Genomic DNA, 15,336 nt, shown 5'->3' with positions numbered 1-15,336 from the left:
CGCTCTCGCCGCCATCGAGAACCCAGGCACGGTCACACTTCCGAAGAGTCAGGACTGACGGCAGCTCCCGCCGGTCGTCCCGGGCGGGTCAGCACGGCGCCGGGACGGGGCACGGCGAACAGTTACGCAAAACCGGCCAATGAAGGTCCCCTGAAAGCGGCCAAAGGGAGGGCCGAGACGTTGATGCCCGGGTAGGACGTGGAGTTCGCCTGGGTGAGGAAGGCATCAACCGATTCGGCAGCCAACTCGGACGCTCGGAGGCCCCGCTTCTTGTGCTTCTCGTAGAGCCAGTACTGCACCGTGCCCAAGGACAGGTCGTGCCTGGCCACGAACTCCTTCTGCTGCAGCCCACTTGCCACGAACTCCTCCACCCACTTCGGCCACTCATCCGGATTGGGTCGTCGCATGCCCCATGAACCGGCGAGGCCTGCTCAGCTCAGGACTCCGGCCGTCGGTCGGCTACGCACAGAACAAGGTCGGGTCAGGTGCCTGCGCGTCTTTCGGTGCGCCGCGCGCGAAGGACGCGGCGCACCGATTCTCCTTCCGAGACCGCGCTGAAATCAGGGCACACCGCCCCATGATGCCATCGCGGATGGCGACTCAGAGTCCGTTGGGGACCACGGTCACGGTGCCAGAGCCCCTGTTGGTCAGGATGAGGTCGGCGTACCCATCAGCGTCCATGTCCGCGGTGGCGATGGCGTTGAGGCCAGGCGAGGCGCCGGTCGTGACGACGGTGCCAGAGGTGAAGCCTCCGTTGCCGTTGCCAGTCATCGGGCGGACGCCCCCCGAGGCCGCTGTCACGAGGATGTAGGCGTCGAGCTTGCCATCGCCGTTGAAGTCATTGGCCACGACGCCCAGCGCCGAGTTGGTGGCCGTAGAGGCCGCGGCGGCGGACTGAACGCCGCCCGCGAAGGTGCCGTTGCCATTCCCCTTGAAGAAGAAGAGGTACCGGCCAGCCGCACCGTTCGAGAGGATGTCGAGCGTGCCGTCCCCGTTGGCGTCGCCAAAGGCGATGCCCGCCGTCTGGCCGTTGACGGCGTTGCTGTAGGAGACGGGGGCGGCGAACGAGCCATCGCCCTGGTTGATGAGGACGGACAGGCGTGCGCTGGCGGGGCTCGTCACCACGATATCGGAGAAGCCATCGCCGTTCAGGTCACGGCAGGCGATGGTCGACTGCACGCCGCCGGTATTCGGGATACCGATGAACGTCGGCGCGCCGAAGCTGCCCGCACCGCTGCCGAGCAGCACGCTCACCTGGTTCTGGGTCACGCTTGTCGTGGCGATGTCAGCCACCCCGTTGTGATCGAAGTCCCCCGTGCAGAGGTGGATGGAGCCCGGGGTGCCAGTGGTGAAGCTCGTGGGCGCGCCGAAGGTCCCAGGCGCGCTCGGACCCAGGTTCTTGTAGACGCTGATGTTTCCGTTGACGAGGGGTAGGTTGGACTGGCCGTTGACGGTCACGGCGTCGAGCCACCCGTCGCCATCCACATCCACGGCCACGACCGCGTTGCTGGAGAGCGAGGCGCTCCCGTAGTTGACCTCCGGCTGGACGCTGGCGTCGCCATTCCCCAGGAAAACGGAGAGCGAGCCCGAAGGCGTCTCGGTCGACGCGGATTCGGCGTTGGCCACCAGGATGTCGAGCTTGCCGTCGCCATTCACATCGGCGACCGCTGGGGCCAGCGGGCTGTGGTTGGCGGGGGAGCTGACCGGCGTGCCGGGGACCTGGCCGGTGGGGGGGGCCTGGCAGGCGCCGTTCGAGCAGATCTCGCCCGTCGAGCACACGATGCCGCAGGCGCCGCAGCTGTTGGCGTCGCTCTGGAGGTTCACCTCGCAGCCATCGGACGAGGTCCCGTTGCAGTCCGCGAGGGTGCCGGAGCAAGACTGGCAGTTGTTTCCCTCATAGGTGGGCGCGCACTTACAGGTGTAGCTCCCCACGCCGTCGATGCAGGTGCCACCGTTCAGGCAGGGGCTTGTGGCGCACTCGTCGATGTTGGTGCAGGTCACGCCGTCGCCCTCGTACCCCGCATTGCAGGCGCAGGTGAAGGAGCCCCCGGTGTTGGTGCAGGTGGCGTTTTCGTTGCAGTTGTCGGTACCGGTGGCGCACTCGTCGATGTCGGTGCAGGTCACGCCGTCGCCCGTGTACCCCGTCTTGCAGGCGCAGGTGAAGGAGCCCCCGGTGTTGGTGCAGGTGGCGTTTTCGTTGCAGTTGTCGGTACCGGTGGCGCACTCGTCGATGTCGGTGCAGGTCACGCCGTCGCCCGTGTACCCCGCATTGCAGGCGCAGGTGAAGGAGCCCCCGATGTTGGTGCAGGTGGCGTTTTCGTTGCAGTTGTCGGTACCGGCGGCGCACTCGTCGATGTCGGTACACACTGTCGGCTGTCCCGTGCAGGTGTAGCCCGGCTCCAACTGGCAGACGCTGCTGCAGCCGTCTCCCGAGAGTTGATTGCCGTCGTCACATACCTCGAAGCCGCTCAGCACTCCGTCACCACAGACGGCCCGCAGTGACGTCTCCACCGCGTCCACCAGGTAGAGCGCGAGCACCGAGCCTCGTAGGCGGACGTAGCGATAGGGCACGTTCCCCGGGTACGTCGCCACCGCGATATGCGTCCCCAGGCCCAGCTCCACCAGGTGCAACGAGCTGGAGCCGATGAAGGTCCCATCCGCCTTCAGGAAGTCCACCTGGGCTACCAGCGCCAGCGACAGTCCCTGGTAGTAGACGCGCAGGTCGCCGGTGCCTTCCTCTCCCTGTCCCAGGTCCAGTACCAGCGCTGTGTTGAGCACGCCCAGCAGCGTCGCGGCCTGCCCATCCGGAGCGCCCAGCGCCGCGTTCGCGTTGAGCACCGTCGCCGTGGTGCCCGAGGCCACCGCGTCTGCATACGGGTCCCATGTCAAAGAAGCCTCCGGACGCTCACGCGTCAATGCTCCTTCGCCCACCTTCGACGCCCCGGCTTCCGTAGGACGAACCTTCTCTTCCGGGGGCTCCACAGCACACGCCCCCAGCGACAAGGCCAGTGTCACGCCCAGCCCCCACGACCACAGCACACCAGGACGGCTTCGCATCGAGTGTCTCCCCCCGAGGAGCAGGACGAAGCCCGGAATGGACCACCCTCCCCCTCATGGAATGAATGACAGCATTCCGTGTTACCCCCTGCTGGGCACGCAACACGCTGATGGCAAACGTCTTTCGGCTGCCAGTCGACGAGCACTGGAGGACCATGGACATAGCGCCCATGACATGCATCGAGTTGCCTCTGCGAATCGACGGGCCGCGATAGGGAACGGCGGCTCATCGACGACAGCGCTGGTAGGTCCCCGGAGCGTGGCCAAACGTCAAACCCCCGAGCGGAGGTGTGGGAGTCGCCCAGTTCCGTAGACACCCGAGCTGTGAGGGAAGGAGCACGGGATGTCCGCGAACGAGGAGAAGCAGCAGAAGCCCAGGAGGCCGCGCCGTTCACCGGCGCGGCGGGAGGCTCAGCACTCCGGGAGGCCGACGCTGAGGTTTGCGACCTCGAGCACGTTGACGGCGAGGCCGCCGCGCGCGGTCTCCTTGTACTTGTCCTTCATGTCGCGGCCGGTGTCGCGCATCGTCCGGATGACCTTGTCCAGGCTGACGAAGTGCCGGCCGTCGCCGGAGAGCGCCATGCGCGCGGCGTTGATGGCCTTCACGCTCGCCATGGCGTTGCGCTCGATGCAGGGCACCTGGACCAGTCCGCCGATCGGGTCGCACGTGAGCCCCAGGTTGTGCTCCATGGCGATCTCCGCCGCGTTCTCCACCTGCAGGGGCGTGCCGCCGAGCACCTCGGTGAGCGCACCCGCGGCCATGGAGCACGCGCTGCCCACCTCACCCTGGCACCCCACCTCCGCGCCGCTGATGGAGGCGTTCTCCTTGTAGAGCACGCCAATCGCGCCCGCGGTGAGCAGGAAGCGCACCACGCCGTCCTCATTGGCTCCGGGCGAGAAGCGCCAGTAGTAGTGCAGCACCGCGGGGATGATGCCAGCCGCGCCGTTGGTGGGCGCCGTGACGACGCGCCCGCCCGCCGCGTTCTCCTCGTTGACCGCGAGCGCGTACAGGTTCACCCAGTCCAGCACCGTGAGCGGGTTGGTGAGCCCTGCCTCCGGGCGGCTGATGAGTCGCTGGTACATGGCCGACGCGCGGCGCTCCACCTTGAGCCCGCCCGGGAGGATGCCCGACGCGCTGCAACCCCGCCGCACGCACGCCTGCATCACGTCCCAGATGCGCAGCAGGCCGGCGCGGATCTCCGCCTCGGGGCGCCACGTCTTCTCGTTCGCCATCATCAGCGAGCTGATGGGCAGGCGCTCACGCTCGCTCAACTCCAGCAAGGTCGCCGCGGACTGGAACGGGTAGGGCAGCGCCGTGCCGTCCGCGCGCAGCGGGTCCTGGCCACCGACCGCCGTCTCGTCCACCACGAAGCCGCCGCCCACCGAGTAGTAGATGCGCGAGTCCAGCTCCACGCCGTCCGCGCCGAAGGCGGTGAAGCGCATCCCGTTCGGGTGGTAGGGCAGCGTGCGGCGACGGTGCATCACCAGGTGCTCGCCGTCCCGGAAGACGAGCTCCTTCTGGCCCAGCAGGCTGATGCGGCCCTCCGTGCGCCAGCGGCCCACGACGGCGGGAATACACTCCACGTCCACGCCCTCGGGCGTGTCGCCGCGCAGGCCGAGCACCACCGCCTTGTCGCTTCCGTGCCCCTTGCCCGTGGCGCCCAGCGAGCCGAACAGCTCCACCTTCAGCCGGGTGAGCTTGTCCACGAGGCCCCGCTCCGCCAACCGCAGCACGAACTGCCGCGCGGCGCGCATGGGCCCCACCGTGTGGGAGCTCGAAGGTCCGATACCAATCTTGAAGAGGTCGAAGACGCTGACAGCCATCGCGGGCGCAACATGCCACGTTTCCACTTCCGTCCCAGCGTCCCGGGGCGTGACGTTCTCGCGCCGTGTGCAGGCCCTGACTTCTTGGCGTTTCAATCATGTCCCGGGTCGGCGCCCCAGCAAGCGGGCATTCCCTGGCTGACGTCGATGTATGCCGCATGACGTCATGACGGACGCGGTGCGTCGCGCCCTTCTTCTTCCAGGGCGAGGGACTTCCGGTACTCGGCGGCCTCGGCGATGCGGGTCAGCTCGAACTCGCCGTGGTGCTGGCGGACGGCCCGGGCGATGTCGTCGAGCGACACGCGGAAGAACTCCTTGCGCTCGTTGATGCGGTTGACGCGTCTGTCGGCGAAGGTCCTGTGCAGCTCCGCCTCGAGCTTGGGGGCGTCCGCGGTGCGGATGATGGCGTGGACGTCGAACTCGAAGGGGACGGAGGCGTCACCCAGCTCGTCGATGCGGTCCTGTGGGACGAGCCTCCGGGTCATCCCCACCTTGAAGACGTTCTCTCCGAAGGAGCCGATGTTGGAGATGACGTAGACGTGGCCGGTGCGGGTGAGCTGGGCCTGGGAGATGGCGCGCTGGCGCTCCTGGTCCTCGGCCACGCGCCGCTCCAGCTCCGCGATGCGCTCGAGCAGCTTCGCCTGTTCGGCGCCCTTGACGCGCTCCAGCTCGCCGCGCGCCTTGCGCAGCGCCTCCTCGTCGCGCTGGGCCTCGCGCTCGGCCTCCAGCTTCGCCCGCTCCAGCTCGCGCTGGGCCGTCTCCTCCTCGCGCATCTGCTCGCGGATGCGGCGCTGCTCCTCCTTCTCCTCCTGGCGCTTCTCCTCGTATTCGTGCGCGAGGCGCAGCTCCTCCAGCTTCAGCTTCACGTAGGTCGTGTCGATGTAGCATTGCTGGATTTCGGTGAGGGCGCTGATGGCCTCCGCGGCCTTCTCGATGCGCGCCTCCATGGCCTTGATGTTCTTGTAAGTCACCTTCGCCACGCACGCGTCGGCTTCGCCGTTGAAGGCGCGGAGCATGAGCTTGAGGGTGCGGTCCGTCTGCTTCTTCCCCTCCGCCTTGCTGCCGTTGACCTCCCACTGCGCCCGGCAGAAGGCGGCCTTCTTGTCCTTGAGCAGGCGCTTCTGCCGCTCGCGGATGTCCTCCAGGCGCTGCTCGTACTTCTCCGAGGAGGAGAGGTTGTAGATGGCCTTGTAGAGGCCGTAGGAGCGCAGGACGGACTCCTCCTCCAGGGGCCGCAGCTCCGCGCGGAGCGTGACGATGAGCGACTCGAGGCGCGCATGCTCGTCCCGGGCCTGCTGGCGCCGCTGCTCGACCTCCCGCACGGCGGCATCGGCCTGGGCCCGCATGCGGGCGAGCTCCGCGTCGGCGCGCTGCTTCTCCTGGCGGAGGCTGCTGTCGTGTGTGGCCCGCGCCTGGTCGAGCTCCGCGCGGGCGCTCCGGATGGCGGTGTCGACCCGCTCCTTCTCCCGGGCGAGCTCCGCGTCGGCGCGCTGCTTCTCCTGTCGCAGGGCGCTGTCGTGCGTGGCCCGTGCTCGCTCCAGGTCCGCCTTCGCTCCCCGGATGGCGGCGTCGGCCTGGTCCTTCTCCCGGGCCAGCTCGGAGGACAGGCGGTTGCGCTCGGTCGCGAGCGTGTGCGCGGACTCGGCCTTCGCGCGCTCCAGCTCCGCGAGGACCCGCTGGCGCTCCGCCTCCACGTCGAGGACGGGTTGGAAACGAAGTCGCAGGGCGCGAAGTTGGAGCGCGGAGCGGACGAAGAGTCCCGCGAACAGCAGGCCCGCCAGGGCCAGGGCCAGGGTGACAGGCTGCATGGAGGCTCCCCCGTGATGAGGCTTCCGTCCCTGGACACGCCCGGGAAGGTGAGGCCCAGGTTCCGTCACACGGGCGTGGGACGTGAATACCTCCCGGGTGGTACGCCGTGCCGTCAGGGTCGCGGAATGGGGGGCGTCGGGGGCCTGCTCCCCCCACATCCGCCCGAAGGTCGGACCCTCCATGTCCCGTTACGTCTTCACGTCGACGCAGCACGCGGTGGATGTCGAGGTCGACCGCGCGTCCCAGGTCATCGAGTTGGAGGTCCCCGAACTCCTGGGCCTCTGGGGCACGGGCGACAGTGCCTCCAGTGCGCGACTCTCACCGACGCTGCCGGGGCTCTCGCAGCGTTGGGGATGGGCACCCCTCATGGCCTTCTCGTTCAAGGCCAAGGCGTTCGATGATGGCCTCTCCGCGGCCATCGACCTGCTGGCCCAGGCTGGCGCGCCCGGGCTGCCCGGCAAGCGAGGTCTCCTGGAGGCGCTGTACGGAGCGCTGCGGCCACGCGCGACCGCTTCCTCGGATGGTGCCCTGGAGCGGACCCTGGCCCTGCTCCACACCGCGTTGACGCTGACGGGAGAGTTCGCGGAGTCCGACCGGAACCTGCGCCTGCTCGGGATGAAGCGGCTCCGGGACTTCGAGGCGGACCCGGCCGTCTCCAGGCCGCTGGGCTTCTACGCGTGGTCCCCACGGCTCCGCGCCGTGTTCAAGCAGGATCGCCTCCTCCAGGAGGTGCTGGAGGGCGGTGTCGCGGAGCTGCTGCGGCAAGCGCTCCAGTCGGACGCGGGGCTGTCACGGGCGTATCAAGCCCACCTGTCGCTCATGTGGGGGTTGAGCAATCGCCCGTCGAGACGACCTGTCGATGGAGACGGGCCCGAGCGTTGCTTCTTCCCTCCGTCGGACTCCCACGAGGGGCGCCTCGTCGAGCGGCTCTTCCAGGACGTGGCGCCGCCCGAGGGCTTCCAGCTCGTCGACGAGCTCGTCCTCCGGATCCGCGATGGGCGACTCGAGACGACGCCAGCGCCGGAGGCCGGCTGGTACGACCACCAGTTCCATGCGCTGACCCCCTTGCTGGTGCCGGAGCGGATGCCCGAGTCGTCGCGGCTCGTGTGTGGCCCGCATTATCGCGGCGAGCTGGAGCAACAGTTCCGGGCCCTCTTCGGGTTGACCCGGGAGACCCACGTCAAGCAGCTCGCGGTCGCCGCGGGAGGACCCCCGCCGATCCTCCTCTCGCCCCGGCTCACGGTGGAACCCCTGGCGGAGGCCTATCTGCGCAGGGCGGAGTCCTATCGCTTCGTGCGCTCGCTGCTCACGCGGACGGTGGGCGCGCAGGCCCTGTCCAGCGTCGGAAGGGAGACGCCCGAGGGGCCCTCCCTCGAGGACTCGTTGTTCGGGGAGTTGGTCTGGATGGAGCAGCTCTTCCGCGGCGCTCACGCCATCGCCCGCGAGGAGCTGGGCTTCGAGGCGGTCCCCGAGGCCCTCCTGCCCGCGGCGACGCTCACCCGACGCTGGCTCCGGAGCTGGACCCAGGACCCGGACCTCCAGCGGGACTCGCGCATGGTCGTCCCGCTCTTCTTCGACCCGGTCCGTCGGAAGACGAAGGCCCTGGCGGTGCTCGGGTTCCAGGCCACGGCCGTCCACGCGTCCTTCCTCGCGGAGCCGGAGGTCCGACTGCATCCCCACCCAGGGCCCCGCCGGGAGTCGGAGGTGCTGTTCACTCCTTCCTCCCACGTCACGGTCCGGCCCGTGTGCGTCGAGGTCTACGTCTCCCAGGTCCCGGACAGGGAGTCCTTCCGGGCCCTGTGTGAACAGCACGGCGGCCCGGAGGCCATCGCGCGCGCGCTGGAGAGCGCACCCCCCGCTACAGGGGTCGGGTGAACTCGACGGTCACGGTGCCGTGGCCCATCCCCACCGCCGTGGCGTTGACGGGGTTCGCGCCCGCGTTGAACGAGCCACCACCACCGCCGCCGCCGCAGGACGTCGTCGCGCCCCCTCCGCCTCCACCGGCATAGCCACCCGCGCCGCCGCCCGCGCCGGAGGCGCCGCCACCGCCGCCGAAGCCCCCATCCCCCCCGAGGATGCCCGCGCCTCCCTGGCCTCCGGCGTTGATGGCCACCCCGCCGCCACCGCCCGCCGCGCCGTTGCCGCCCGTGCCGGTCGCTCCCGACTGCGTCAGGCCCGCGCCGCCGCCCGCGCCACCGAGGTAGCCCTGGGCACCGCCGGCACCGCCTCGCGTCGCATCGCCACCCTGGGCGCCGGGGCTGCCGTTGCCCGGGGTCCCTCCTGGTGTCACCGCCGCGTCGAGGCCGTTGAAGCCCTGGCACCCCGCGCCGCCACCCCCGCCCGCGGCGAGGACGAGCGCGTCCGGGGTGACGGCGCCCGTGCCGCGCCAGACGAACGAGCCGCCGCCACCGCCACCGTTGGTGCCGTTGGTCCCCGCGCCGCCCACCAGGATGGTGAACCGCGTCCCGGGCGTCACCTCGAACTCGCCCCGCATCGACGCGCCCATGCCCGCCGCGGCGTTGTCGTAGGCGCGGCCTCCGCGCGCCCCCACGGCGGTGAACGTCACCCGCGTCACGCCCTCCGGGACGGTGAAGACCTCCGCGCCGCCGGTGTGGCGGAAGGTCTGGATGACGGGCATGCCGATGCGCCAACTGAAGGTGACCTGGCCATGCCCGTAGCCCGACGCCGCGGCGTACGAAGGACTCGTGCCCGCGTTGAACGACCCGCCACCGCCACCGCCGCCGCAGTCCGTCGCCGCGCCACCCGCGCCGCCGCCTCCGTAGCCGCCGCCTCCTCCCGCGGCCCCCGCCGCGCCGCCGCCTCCGCCATAGCCGCCATTCCCATTGAGCATGCCCTTGCCGCCCTGACCTCCCGCGCCAATGGCCATGCCCCCCACTCCGCCCGGAGAACCCGGTCCGTCGACGCCCGGGTCGCCCGACAACGCGAGCCCTCCACCGCCCCCGCCTCCTCCCAGGAAGCCCGCGAAACCTCCGCTGCCTCCATTCGTCTCCCTGCCGCCCTGGGCCCCGGGACTGCCGTTGCCGCTGATGCCGCTCACCGTCACCACCGCGTCGATGCCGCGATGTCGGTTGCAGCCCGCGCCCCCTCCGCCGCCCGCCGCGATGAGCAGCGTCTCCGGGGTGACGGGGTCCGTGCCCGTCCAGACGAACGCGCCACCGCCACCGCCGCCGTTGTACCCGGCCATGCCCATGCCGCCCACGAGGACGGTGAACTGTGCGCCGGGCGTCACGGCGAACGTTCCCTGCATCATCGCGCCCAGCCCCGCGGGGGTGTCGTCGTAGGCGGGTCCACCGCGCGCGCCGACCGCCCGGATTGTGAGGGTCGTCACATTCGGAGGCACGGTGAAGCGCTGGACGTCCCCCGTGTATCGAAACGTTCGTGACTCGGAGACCTGGGCTTCGACGGGCATCCAGGTCAACACGGCGCCCAGCGCCGCGGCCCGCGCGAAGAACACAGCGTTTTCGCGCGCCTTCAGTGTTCGCTGATACATGTTCCCCCCCTGGGGACGTGGTGCTCGCGGTGGGGTTCACCGCGCGGCGCCGTATCAGCAAGAGGCGCGCCAGGGCGCGCGCGTCAGCCCGCCTGGTGTGGCGCGGGCTGGATGCCCACCGAGTGCGCGGGGAACGAGCCCAGCGCCTTGGGGCGCAGCGCCAGGAGCCGCAGGCCGTTGGCCACGACGAGCAGCGTGCTGCCCTCGTGCAGCACCACCGCGTGGCTGATGCTGGTGAGCCCGAAGATGCTGGCGACGACCAGCACGGCGCTGATGCCCAGGGAGATGACCAGGTTCTGCTTCATCACCGCGGTGGCCTTGCGCGCCAGCAGCAGCGCGAAGGGCAGCCGCGTCAGGTCGTCGCTCATCAGCACCACGTCCGCCGTCTCGAGCGCCGCGTCGGAGCCCGCGCCGCCCATGGCCACGCCCACCGCCGCCGCCGCGAGCGCGGGCGCGTCGTTGACGCCGTCCCCCACCATGGCGACCGAGCCCCGCCGGCCCATCTCCTGGACCGCGATGACCTTGTCCACCGGCATCAGCGGCGCGCGCGCCTCGTCGATGCCCACCTGCTCGGCGATGGACTTCGCCACGCGGGCGTTGTCGCCCGACAGCATCACCGTGCGCTCGATGCCCTCGAGCTTGAGTTGATGGAGGACGTGCCGCGCGCCGGCCCGCACCGTGTCCGCCACGCCGAGCACGCCCAGGTAGCGCTCCGCCCGGCGCACGACCATCGTCGTCTGGCCCGCCTGCTCCAGCGCGTCCACCCGCGCGCGGATGTCGTCCGGCACGGCCTGTCCCGCGAAGAGCGCCAGGCTGCCCACGTCCACCAGGGCCTCGCCCACCTTCGCGCGGAGGCCCTTGCCGTGGATGGCCTCCATGTCGCGGCCCGCCTCGACCTGCAGGCCGCGCGTGGCCGCCGCGTCGACGATGGCGTGCGCCAGCGGATGCGCGGAGAGCGCCTCCACCGCCGCCGCCGTGCCGAGCAGCTCCGCCTCCGTCACGCCCTCCGCCGGAACCGCGCTGAGCAGCCGGGGCTTGCCCACGGTGAGCGTGCCCGTCTTGTCGAAGGCGATGGCCTTCACCTTGCCGAGCAGCTCCAGGTAGATGCCGCCCTTGATGAGCACGCCGCCGCGCGCCGCCGCCGCCACGGCCGACAGCACGGCCGACGGCGTGGAGATGGCCAACGCGCACGGGGAGGCGGCCACCAGCAGCGACACCGCGCGGAGGATGGCCTCCTTCAACGGCGTGCCGAGCACCACGAGCACCACCGGGAAGACCACCGCGCCAATCATCACCAGCGGGGCGACGGTGCGCTCCAGCCGCTGCGCGAAGCGCTGGTTGGGGCCCTTCTGCGCCTCGGCCTCCGCGACCATGTCCACCACGCGCGCGAGCACCGACTCCGACGACAGCCGGGTGACCTCCACCTCCAGCAGCGCCTCGCAGTTGATGGTGCCGGAGAACACCTCGTCCCCGGGCTTCTTCGCCACGGGCAGGGACTCGCCGGTGATGGCGGCCTGCTCCAGGGAACTCTTGCCCTCGCGGATGACGCCGTCGAGCGGGACGCGGTCACCGGGGCGCACGACGACGCGCTCGCCGCGCTGCACCTGGGCCACGGGGACCTCGACCAGCTCCCCCCCGCGCCGCACGCGCGCCAGCTCGGGGCGGAGCGCGCCCAACGACTCGATGGAGCGCCGCGCGCGGTCCATGGCCCGGTGCTCCAGGGCGTGGCCGGCGCTGAAGAGGAACAGCAGGAACGCGCCCTCGAACCACGAGCCCAGCACCGCCGCGCCCAGCGCCGCCACCACCATCATCGTCTCGATGTCGATGCGCAGCTGGAGCAGCGACTTCACCGAACCCCGGATGGCGAAGAAGCCGCCGCTCGCGATGGAGAGCCCCCATGCGACGGTGGGGACCAGCGCGGGCACGGGCGCGAAGCGCTCCAGCAGCCAGCCCGCGACGAGCAGCACGCCCGAGGCCACCACCAGCGGCATCTCCAGCAGCGGCGCGAGTCCTCCGCCGTGCGCGTGGTGCGAGCACGCATGCCCGTGGCTCGGCACCTCCAGCGTGAAGCCGAGCGACTTCGCTCGCGCCTCGAGGTCCTTGGGCGCGACCTCCTCGCTGTCGTATTCGACGACGAGCCGCTCGCTCGCGTACGCCACGCTCGCGGACAGCACGCCCGCCACCTTGCCGAGCCCGTGCTCGATGACCGCCGCCGAGTCCGCCGACGTCATGCCTCGCACGAACCACGTCTGGCCCTTGTACCGCTTCGCCACCTCCGCGCCGGTGCGCTGCGCCGCCGCGAGCAGCGTCGCCGCGCTCACCCGCGCCGGGTCGTAGTGGAGGCAGACCTCCGCGTAGCCCTGGTCGCGGCGCAGGTGGACGTCGATGACGCCGTGGTGCGCCTCCAGCGCCGCCTCCAGCTTCTCGAAGCGGCCGACGTCGTCCGTCTCGCCCGGGAGCGCGCCCTCCAGGTCGAGCTGCAGCGCCACGCCGCCACCCTCCGCCGCGCGGTAGCCGGGCGGACGGACGCGCTTGGGCTTCGCGTGGTGATGGTGGTGCCCGTCGCCATGGTCGTGGTCGCAGCCCGCGCCGTGCTCGTGACCCTCCGCATGGGCGTGGTCGTGCCCGTGGTCGTGGTCGCAGCCGGGGCCGTGGACGTGCTTCGCCGCAGGCTTCGTGGCGGAGAACTTCAGCCCCTTGAGGGTCGCCTTCGCGGCCTTGTTCGGCGTGGCGGGGGACGGGCCATGGTCGTGCTCGCACCCGGGCCCGTGGACGTGGGGCTCGCCATGTCCATGGGCGTGGTCCGCCTGGGCATCGTTCTTCTTCGGCTCGGACATGGCGTCTTCTTCCTGCGTGGTCAGTGGCGGTGGCCGCCGTGCTTGCGGCTGGGGGCGGGGGCGGGGGCGCGCGCGGGTTGCGGCTCCTCCTCGTCGTGGTGGTCCTCGTCCTCGTGCTCCTCGGGGATGGGCTGGGTGAAGCGCTGCCCGGCCACCTCCAGGGTGAAGGCCTTGCACGTGGCCGGCACCTCGAACTCGAGCACCGCGGGGAGCCGGCCCTCGTACGCCTTCAGGACCTTGCCCTGCTCGTCGTACACCGTCCCGCCCGCGGCCACCGTCATCGTCTCGTCCACGAGCACCGCCACCAGCTCCGCCATCTCCTCCATGCGGTCGGCGATGCGGTGGCACCACAGATGGCCCACGCCCGGATACGTCTCGTGGGAGATCTCCTCCATCTGCTCCTCGTCCACCTGGTCGCCCACGCCGACGAAGACGAAGCTCATCCGCGGCAGGCGGCCGGCGGCGATCTCCTTCGCCACCTGGGTGGCGTAGGCCCGCACGTCGTTGCCGTCGGAGAGCTGCGAGTCGGTGATGATGACCGCGAGGCCCCGGCGCGCGCCCTGTGGCACCTGCTGCTTCATGTGCGCGACGAAGTCCCGCAGCACGGGCAGCATCACCGTGGCCTTGCCGTAGAAGCGGGGCCCGGGGAAGCGGAAGTCCTTGGCCTGCGCGGCGGACAGCGAGCCCACCTCCTCCAACTGGCTGCCGTCCCCCGTCGCCCAGTACGCGACGCGGACGTTGCCGTCCCGGTCCTTGCTCGCCAGGTACTCGAGCATCCACCGCATCTGCGGCTCGACCAGGTTCTTCACCGGGGCCAGCTTGGCCAGCACGCCGCGAGGACCGTACTCGTCCTCCATGCTGGCCGAGCCGTCCATGTAGAGGGCGACGTCCAGGCCCTCCACCGTGGGGTCGTGCAGCAGCGTGGCCACGACCTTGTTGCCCATGCGATGCACGTCCGAGAACGGACGCACGATGACTTCATGGCCCGCCATCAGTGGTGGTCCTCGTCTTCGTCGTGGTCGTCATCCGGCAGCGGCTGGGTGAAGCGCTGGCCGTTCACCTCGAGGGTGAAGCTCTCCGCGCCCTCGGGCACCTGGAACTCCAGCACCGCGGGCAGCCGGCCCTCGTACGTCTTCAGGACCTTGCCCTGGTCGTCGTAGATGGTGCCGCCGGCGGCCACCGTCATGTTCTCGTCGACCAGCACGGCCACCAGCTCCGCCACCTGGCTGATCTCCTCCGCGATGCGGTGGCACCACAGGTGGCCCACGCCCGGGTACTCCAGGTGGGCGATGTGCTCGAGCTGCTTCTCGTCCACGCCGTCGCCCACGCCCACCAGCACGAAGTTCATCCGGGGCAGCTTGCCGCTGACGATGTCGCGCGCCACCTGCGCGGAGAAGCGCTCCACGTCGTCCGCGTCATGGAGCTGGCCGTCCGTGACGATGACCGCGCAGCCGCGCCTGGCGCCCTGGGGCACCTGCTCCTTGAGGTAGCGCACGTAGTCCTTCAGCGCGGGCGTCAGGAAGGTGTGGCCGCCGAGCTTCTTCGCGCCCGGGAACTTGTACTGCTTCACGTCGACGCCCTTCAGCTCGCCGACGACCTCCACCTCCTTGCCCCCCTGGCCGCAGGCCCAGTACGCCACGCGCAGCATGCCGTTGCGGTCCTTGGTGGCCAGGTACTCGAGCATCCACTGCACCTGGGGCTCGACCTGGTTGGCCGGGTCCTTCAAGGGCGCGCCGCGCAGCCACTCCAGGAACGAGCGCTTGGGCTGAACGTACTCGTACTCCTCCTGCATGCTGCCGGACGCGTCCATGTAGATGGCGACGTCCAGGCCCTCCACCGTGGGGTCGTGCAGCAGCACCGCGCGTACGAAACCCTCCTCGACGTGAAGGTCCGAAAATGGTTCGACCGGCTTTTCGTGTCCCATCGTTCCCCCTGCTGGATGGGGATGAACGCTAGCACCTTCCCGCGAAAAGCAGGGGCTTGGGCGCCAGGACCCTCAGTCGTCGAAGTCGGACATCCAGTCAGGCTTCTTCGAGGGCGCGGTGCTCGGGCGCGCCGCGTCCTCGCGGCGGGGACTGGCGACGGACGGCGCCGGGGGCTGCGCTCCGAAGTCCTCCATCCAGGCGGGCGTGCCGGGCTTCGCGGACGGTGGCGGCGGCTTCACCCGGGTGATGCGGGGCTTGGGCGCCTCGGGCTGTCGCGCTTCGTGTTCCGCGAGGAAGTCCCGCATCCAGTCGTCGGGGCGGGGCGCGCGCGGCGGCGCGCGAGGGGGCAGGGGACGCGGCGCGGCCGAGACGG

Annotated in this window: 9 protein-coding genes and 1 pseudogene; 1 reads left to right on the top strand and 9 read right to left on the bottom strand. The window is 70.6% G+C overall.

Annotated features, from left to right (window positions below; genetic code table 11):
- Positions 1 to 122: 122 nt before the first annotated feature.
- The 4 genes from tnpA to LZ198_RS41815 form a co-directional block, all read right to left on the bottom strand.
- Entirely contained in the window at positions 123 to 407 is a 285-nt protein-coding gene (gene tnpA, locus LZ198_RS41830; RefSeq protein WP_407667517.1) for an IS66 family insertion sequence element accessory protein TnpA, read from the bottom strand.
- A 193-nt stretch (positions 408 to 600) separates the two neighbouring features.
- On the bottom strand, positions 601 to 2,889 hold the full coding sequence (locus tag LZ198_RS41825; protein ID WP_253977776.1) for an FG-GAP-like repeat-containing protein: 2,289 nt from the start codon (positions 2,887 to 2,889) through the stop codon (positions 601 to 603).
- A gap of 579 nt (positions 2,890 to 3,468) precedes the next feature.
- Positions 3,469 to 4,881, bottom strand: coding sequence for an L-serine ammonia-lyase (locus LZ198_RS41820; RefSeq protein WP_253977775.1), 1,413 nt, complete (start codon positions 4,879 to 4,881; stop codon positions 3,469 to 3,471).
- Positions 4,882 to 5,045: 164 nt separating this feature from the next.
- Complete coding sequence (locus LZ198_RS41815; RefSeq protein WP_253977774.1) at positions 5,046 to 6,689, bottom strand: DUF4041 domain-containing protein; 1,644 nt, start codon at positions 6,687 to 6,689, stop codon at positions 5,046 to 5,048.
- Between the two features lie 181 nt (positions 6,690 to 6,870).
- Between LZ198_RS41815 and LZ198_RS41810 the strand changes: the two genes are divergently transcribed.
- Complete coding sequence (locus tag LZ198_RS41810; protein WP_253977773.1) at positions 6,871 to 8,565, top strand: hypothetical protein; 1,695 nt, start codon at positions 6,871 to 6,873, stop codon at positions 8,563 to 8,565.
- Here LZ198_RS41810 and LZ198_RS43345 read toward each other — a convergent pair.
- The 5 genes and pseudogenes from LZ198_RS43345 to LZ198_RS41780 form a co-directional block, all read right to left on the bottom strand.
- Positions 8,549 to 10,201 carry a hypothetical protein gene (locus LZ198_RS43345; RefSeq protein WP_267145516.1) on the bottom strand — a complete coding sequence of 551 codons (1,653 nt, stop codon included), beginning with the start codon at positions 10,199 to 10,201 and terminating at the stop codon, positions 8,549 to 8,551. The two genes, LZ198_RS41810 and LZ198_RS43345, sit on opposite strands and share 17 nt — an antisense overlap.
- A gap of 83 nt (positions 10,202 to 10,284) precedes the next feature.
- On the bottom strand, positions 10,285 to 13,038 hold the full coding sequence (locus LZ198_RS41795) for a heavy metal translocating P-type ATPase (protein ID WP_253977770.1): 2,754 nt from the start codon (positions 13,036 to 13,038) through the stop codon (positions 10,285 to 10,287).
- Between the two features lie 20 nt (positions 13,039 to 13,058).
- The gene (locus tag LZ198_RS41790; RefSeq protein ID WP_253977769.1) at positions 13,059 to 14,030 is read right to left on the bottom strand and encodes a vWA domain-containing protein; all 972 of its coding nucleotides are present in this window, start codon (positions 14,028 to 14,030) and stop codon (positions 13,059 to 13,061) included.
- The gene (locus tag LZ198_RS41785) at positions 14,030 to 14,896 is read right to left on the bottom strand and encodes a vWA domain-containing protein (protein ID WP_323383465.1); all 867 of its coding nucleotides are present in this window, start codon (positions 14,894 to 14,896) and stop codon (positions 14,030 to 14,032) included. Before LZ198_RS41785 ends, LZ198_RS41790 begins: the two co-directional genes overlap by 1 nt.
- A 138-nt stretch (positions 14,897 to 15,034) precedes the next feature.
- Positions 15,035 to 15,336, bottom strand: a pseudogene (locus LZ198_RS41780) (hypothetical protein); the annotation flags it as partial.

The organism is Myxococcus dinghuensis, assembly GCF_024198235.1.
Lineage (GTDB): Bacteria > Myxococcota > Myxococcia > Myxococcales > Myxococcaceae > Myxococcus > Myxococcus dinghuensis.
The sequence above is the reverse complement of the archived record's forward strand: the minus strand, read 5'-3'. Positions and strand labels throughout refer to the sequence as shown.

What these genes read in the sequence shown, in the direction of transcription:
- LZ198_RS41810 (WP_253977773.1), top strand. Translation starts at nt 6,871, where the DNA reads ATGTCCCGTTACGTCTTCACGTCGACGCAGCACGCGGTGGATGTCGAG.
- LZ198_RS43345 (WP_267145516.1), bottom strand. Translation starts at nt 10,201, where the DNA reads ATGTATCAGCGAACACTGAAGGCGCGCGAAAACGCTGTGTTCTTCGCG.
- LZ198_RS41790 (WP_253977769.1), bottom strand. Translation starts at nt 14,030, where the DNA reads ATGGCGGGCCATGAAGTCATCGTGCGTCCGTTCTCGGACGTGCATCGC.
- LZ198_RS41795 (WP_253977770.1), bottom strand. Translation starts at nt 13,038, where the DNA reads ATGTCCGAGCCGAAGAAGAACGATGCCCAGGCGGACCACGCCCATGGA.
- LZ198_RS41820 (WP_253977775.1), bottom strand. Translation starts at nt 4,881, where the DNA reads ATGGCTGTCAGCGTCTTCGACCTCTTCAAGATTGGTATCGGACCTTCG.
- tnpA (WP_407667517.1), bottom strand. Translation starts at nt 407, where the DNA reads ATGCGACGACCCAATCCGGATGAGTGGCCGAAGTGGGTGGAGGAGTTC.
- LZ198_RS41815 (WP_253977774.1), bottom strand. Translation starts at nt 6,689, where the DNA reads ATGCAGCCTGTCACCCTGGCCCTGGCCCTGGCGGGCCTGCTGTTCGCG.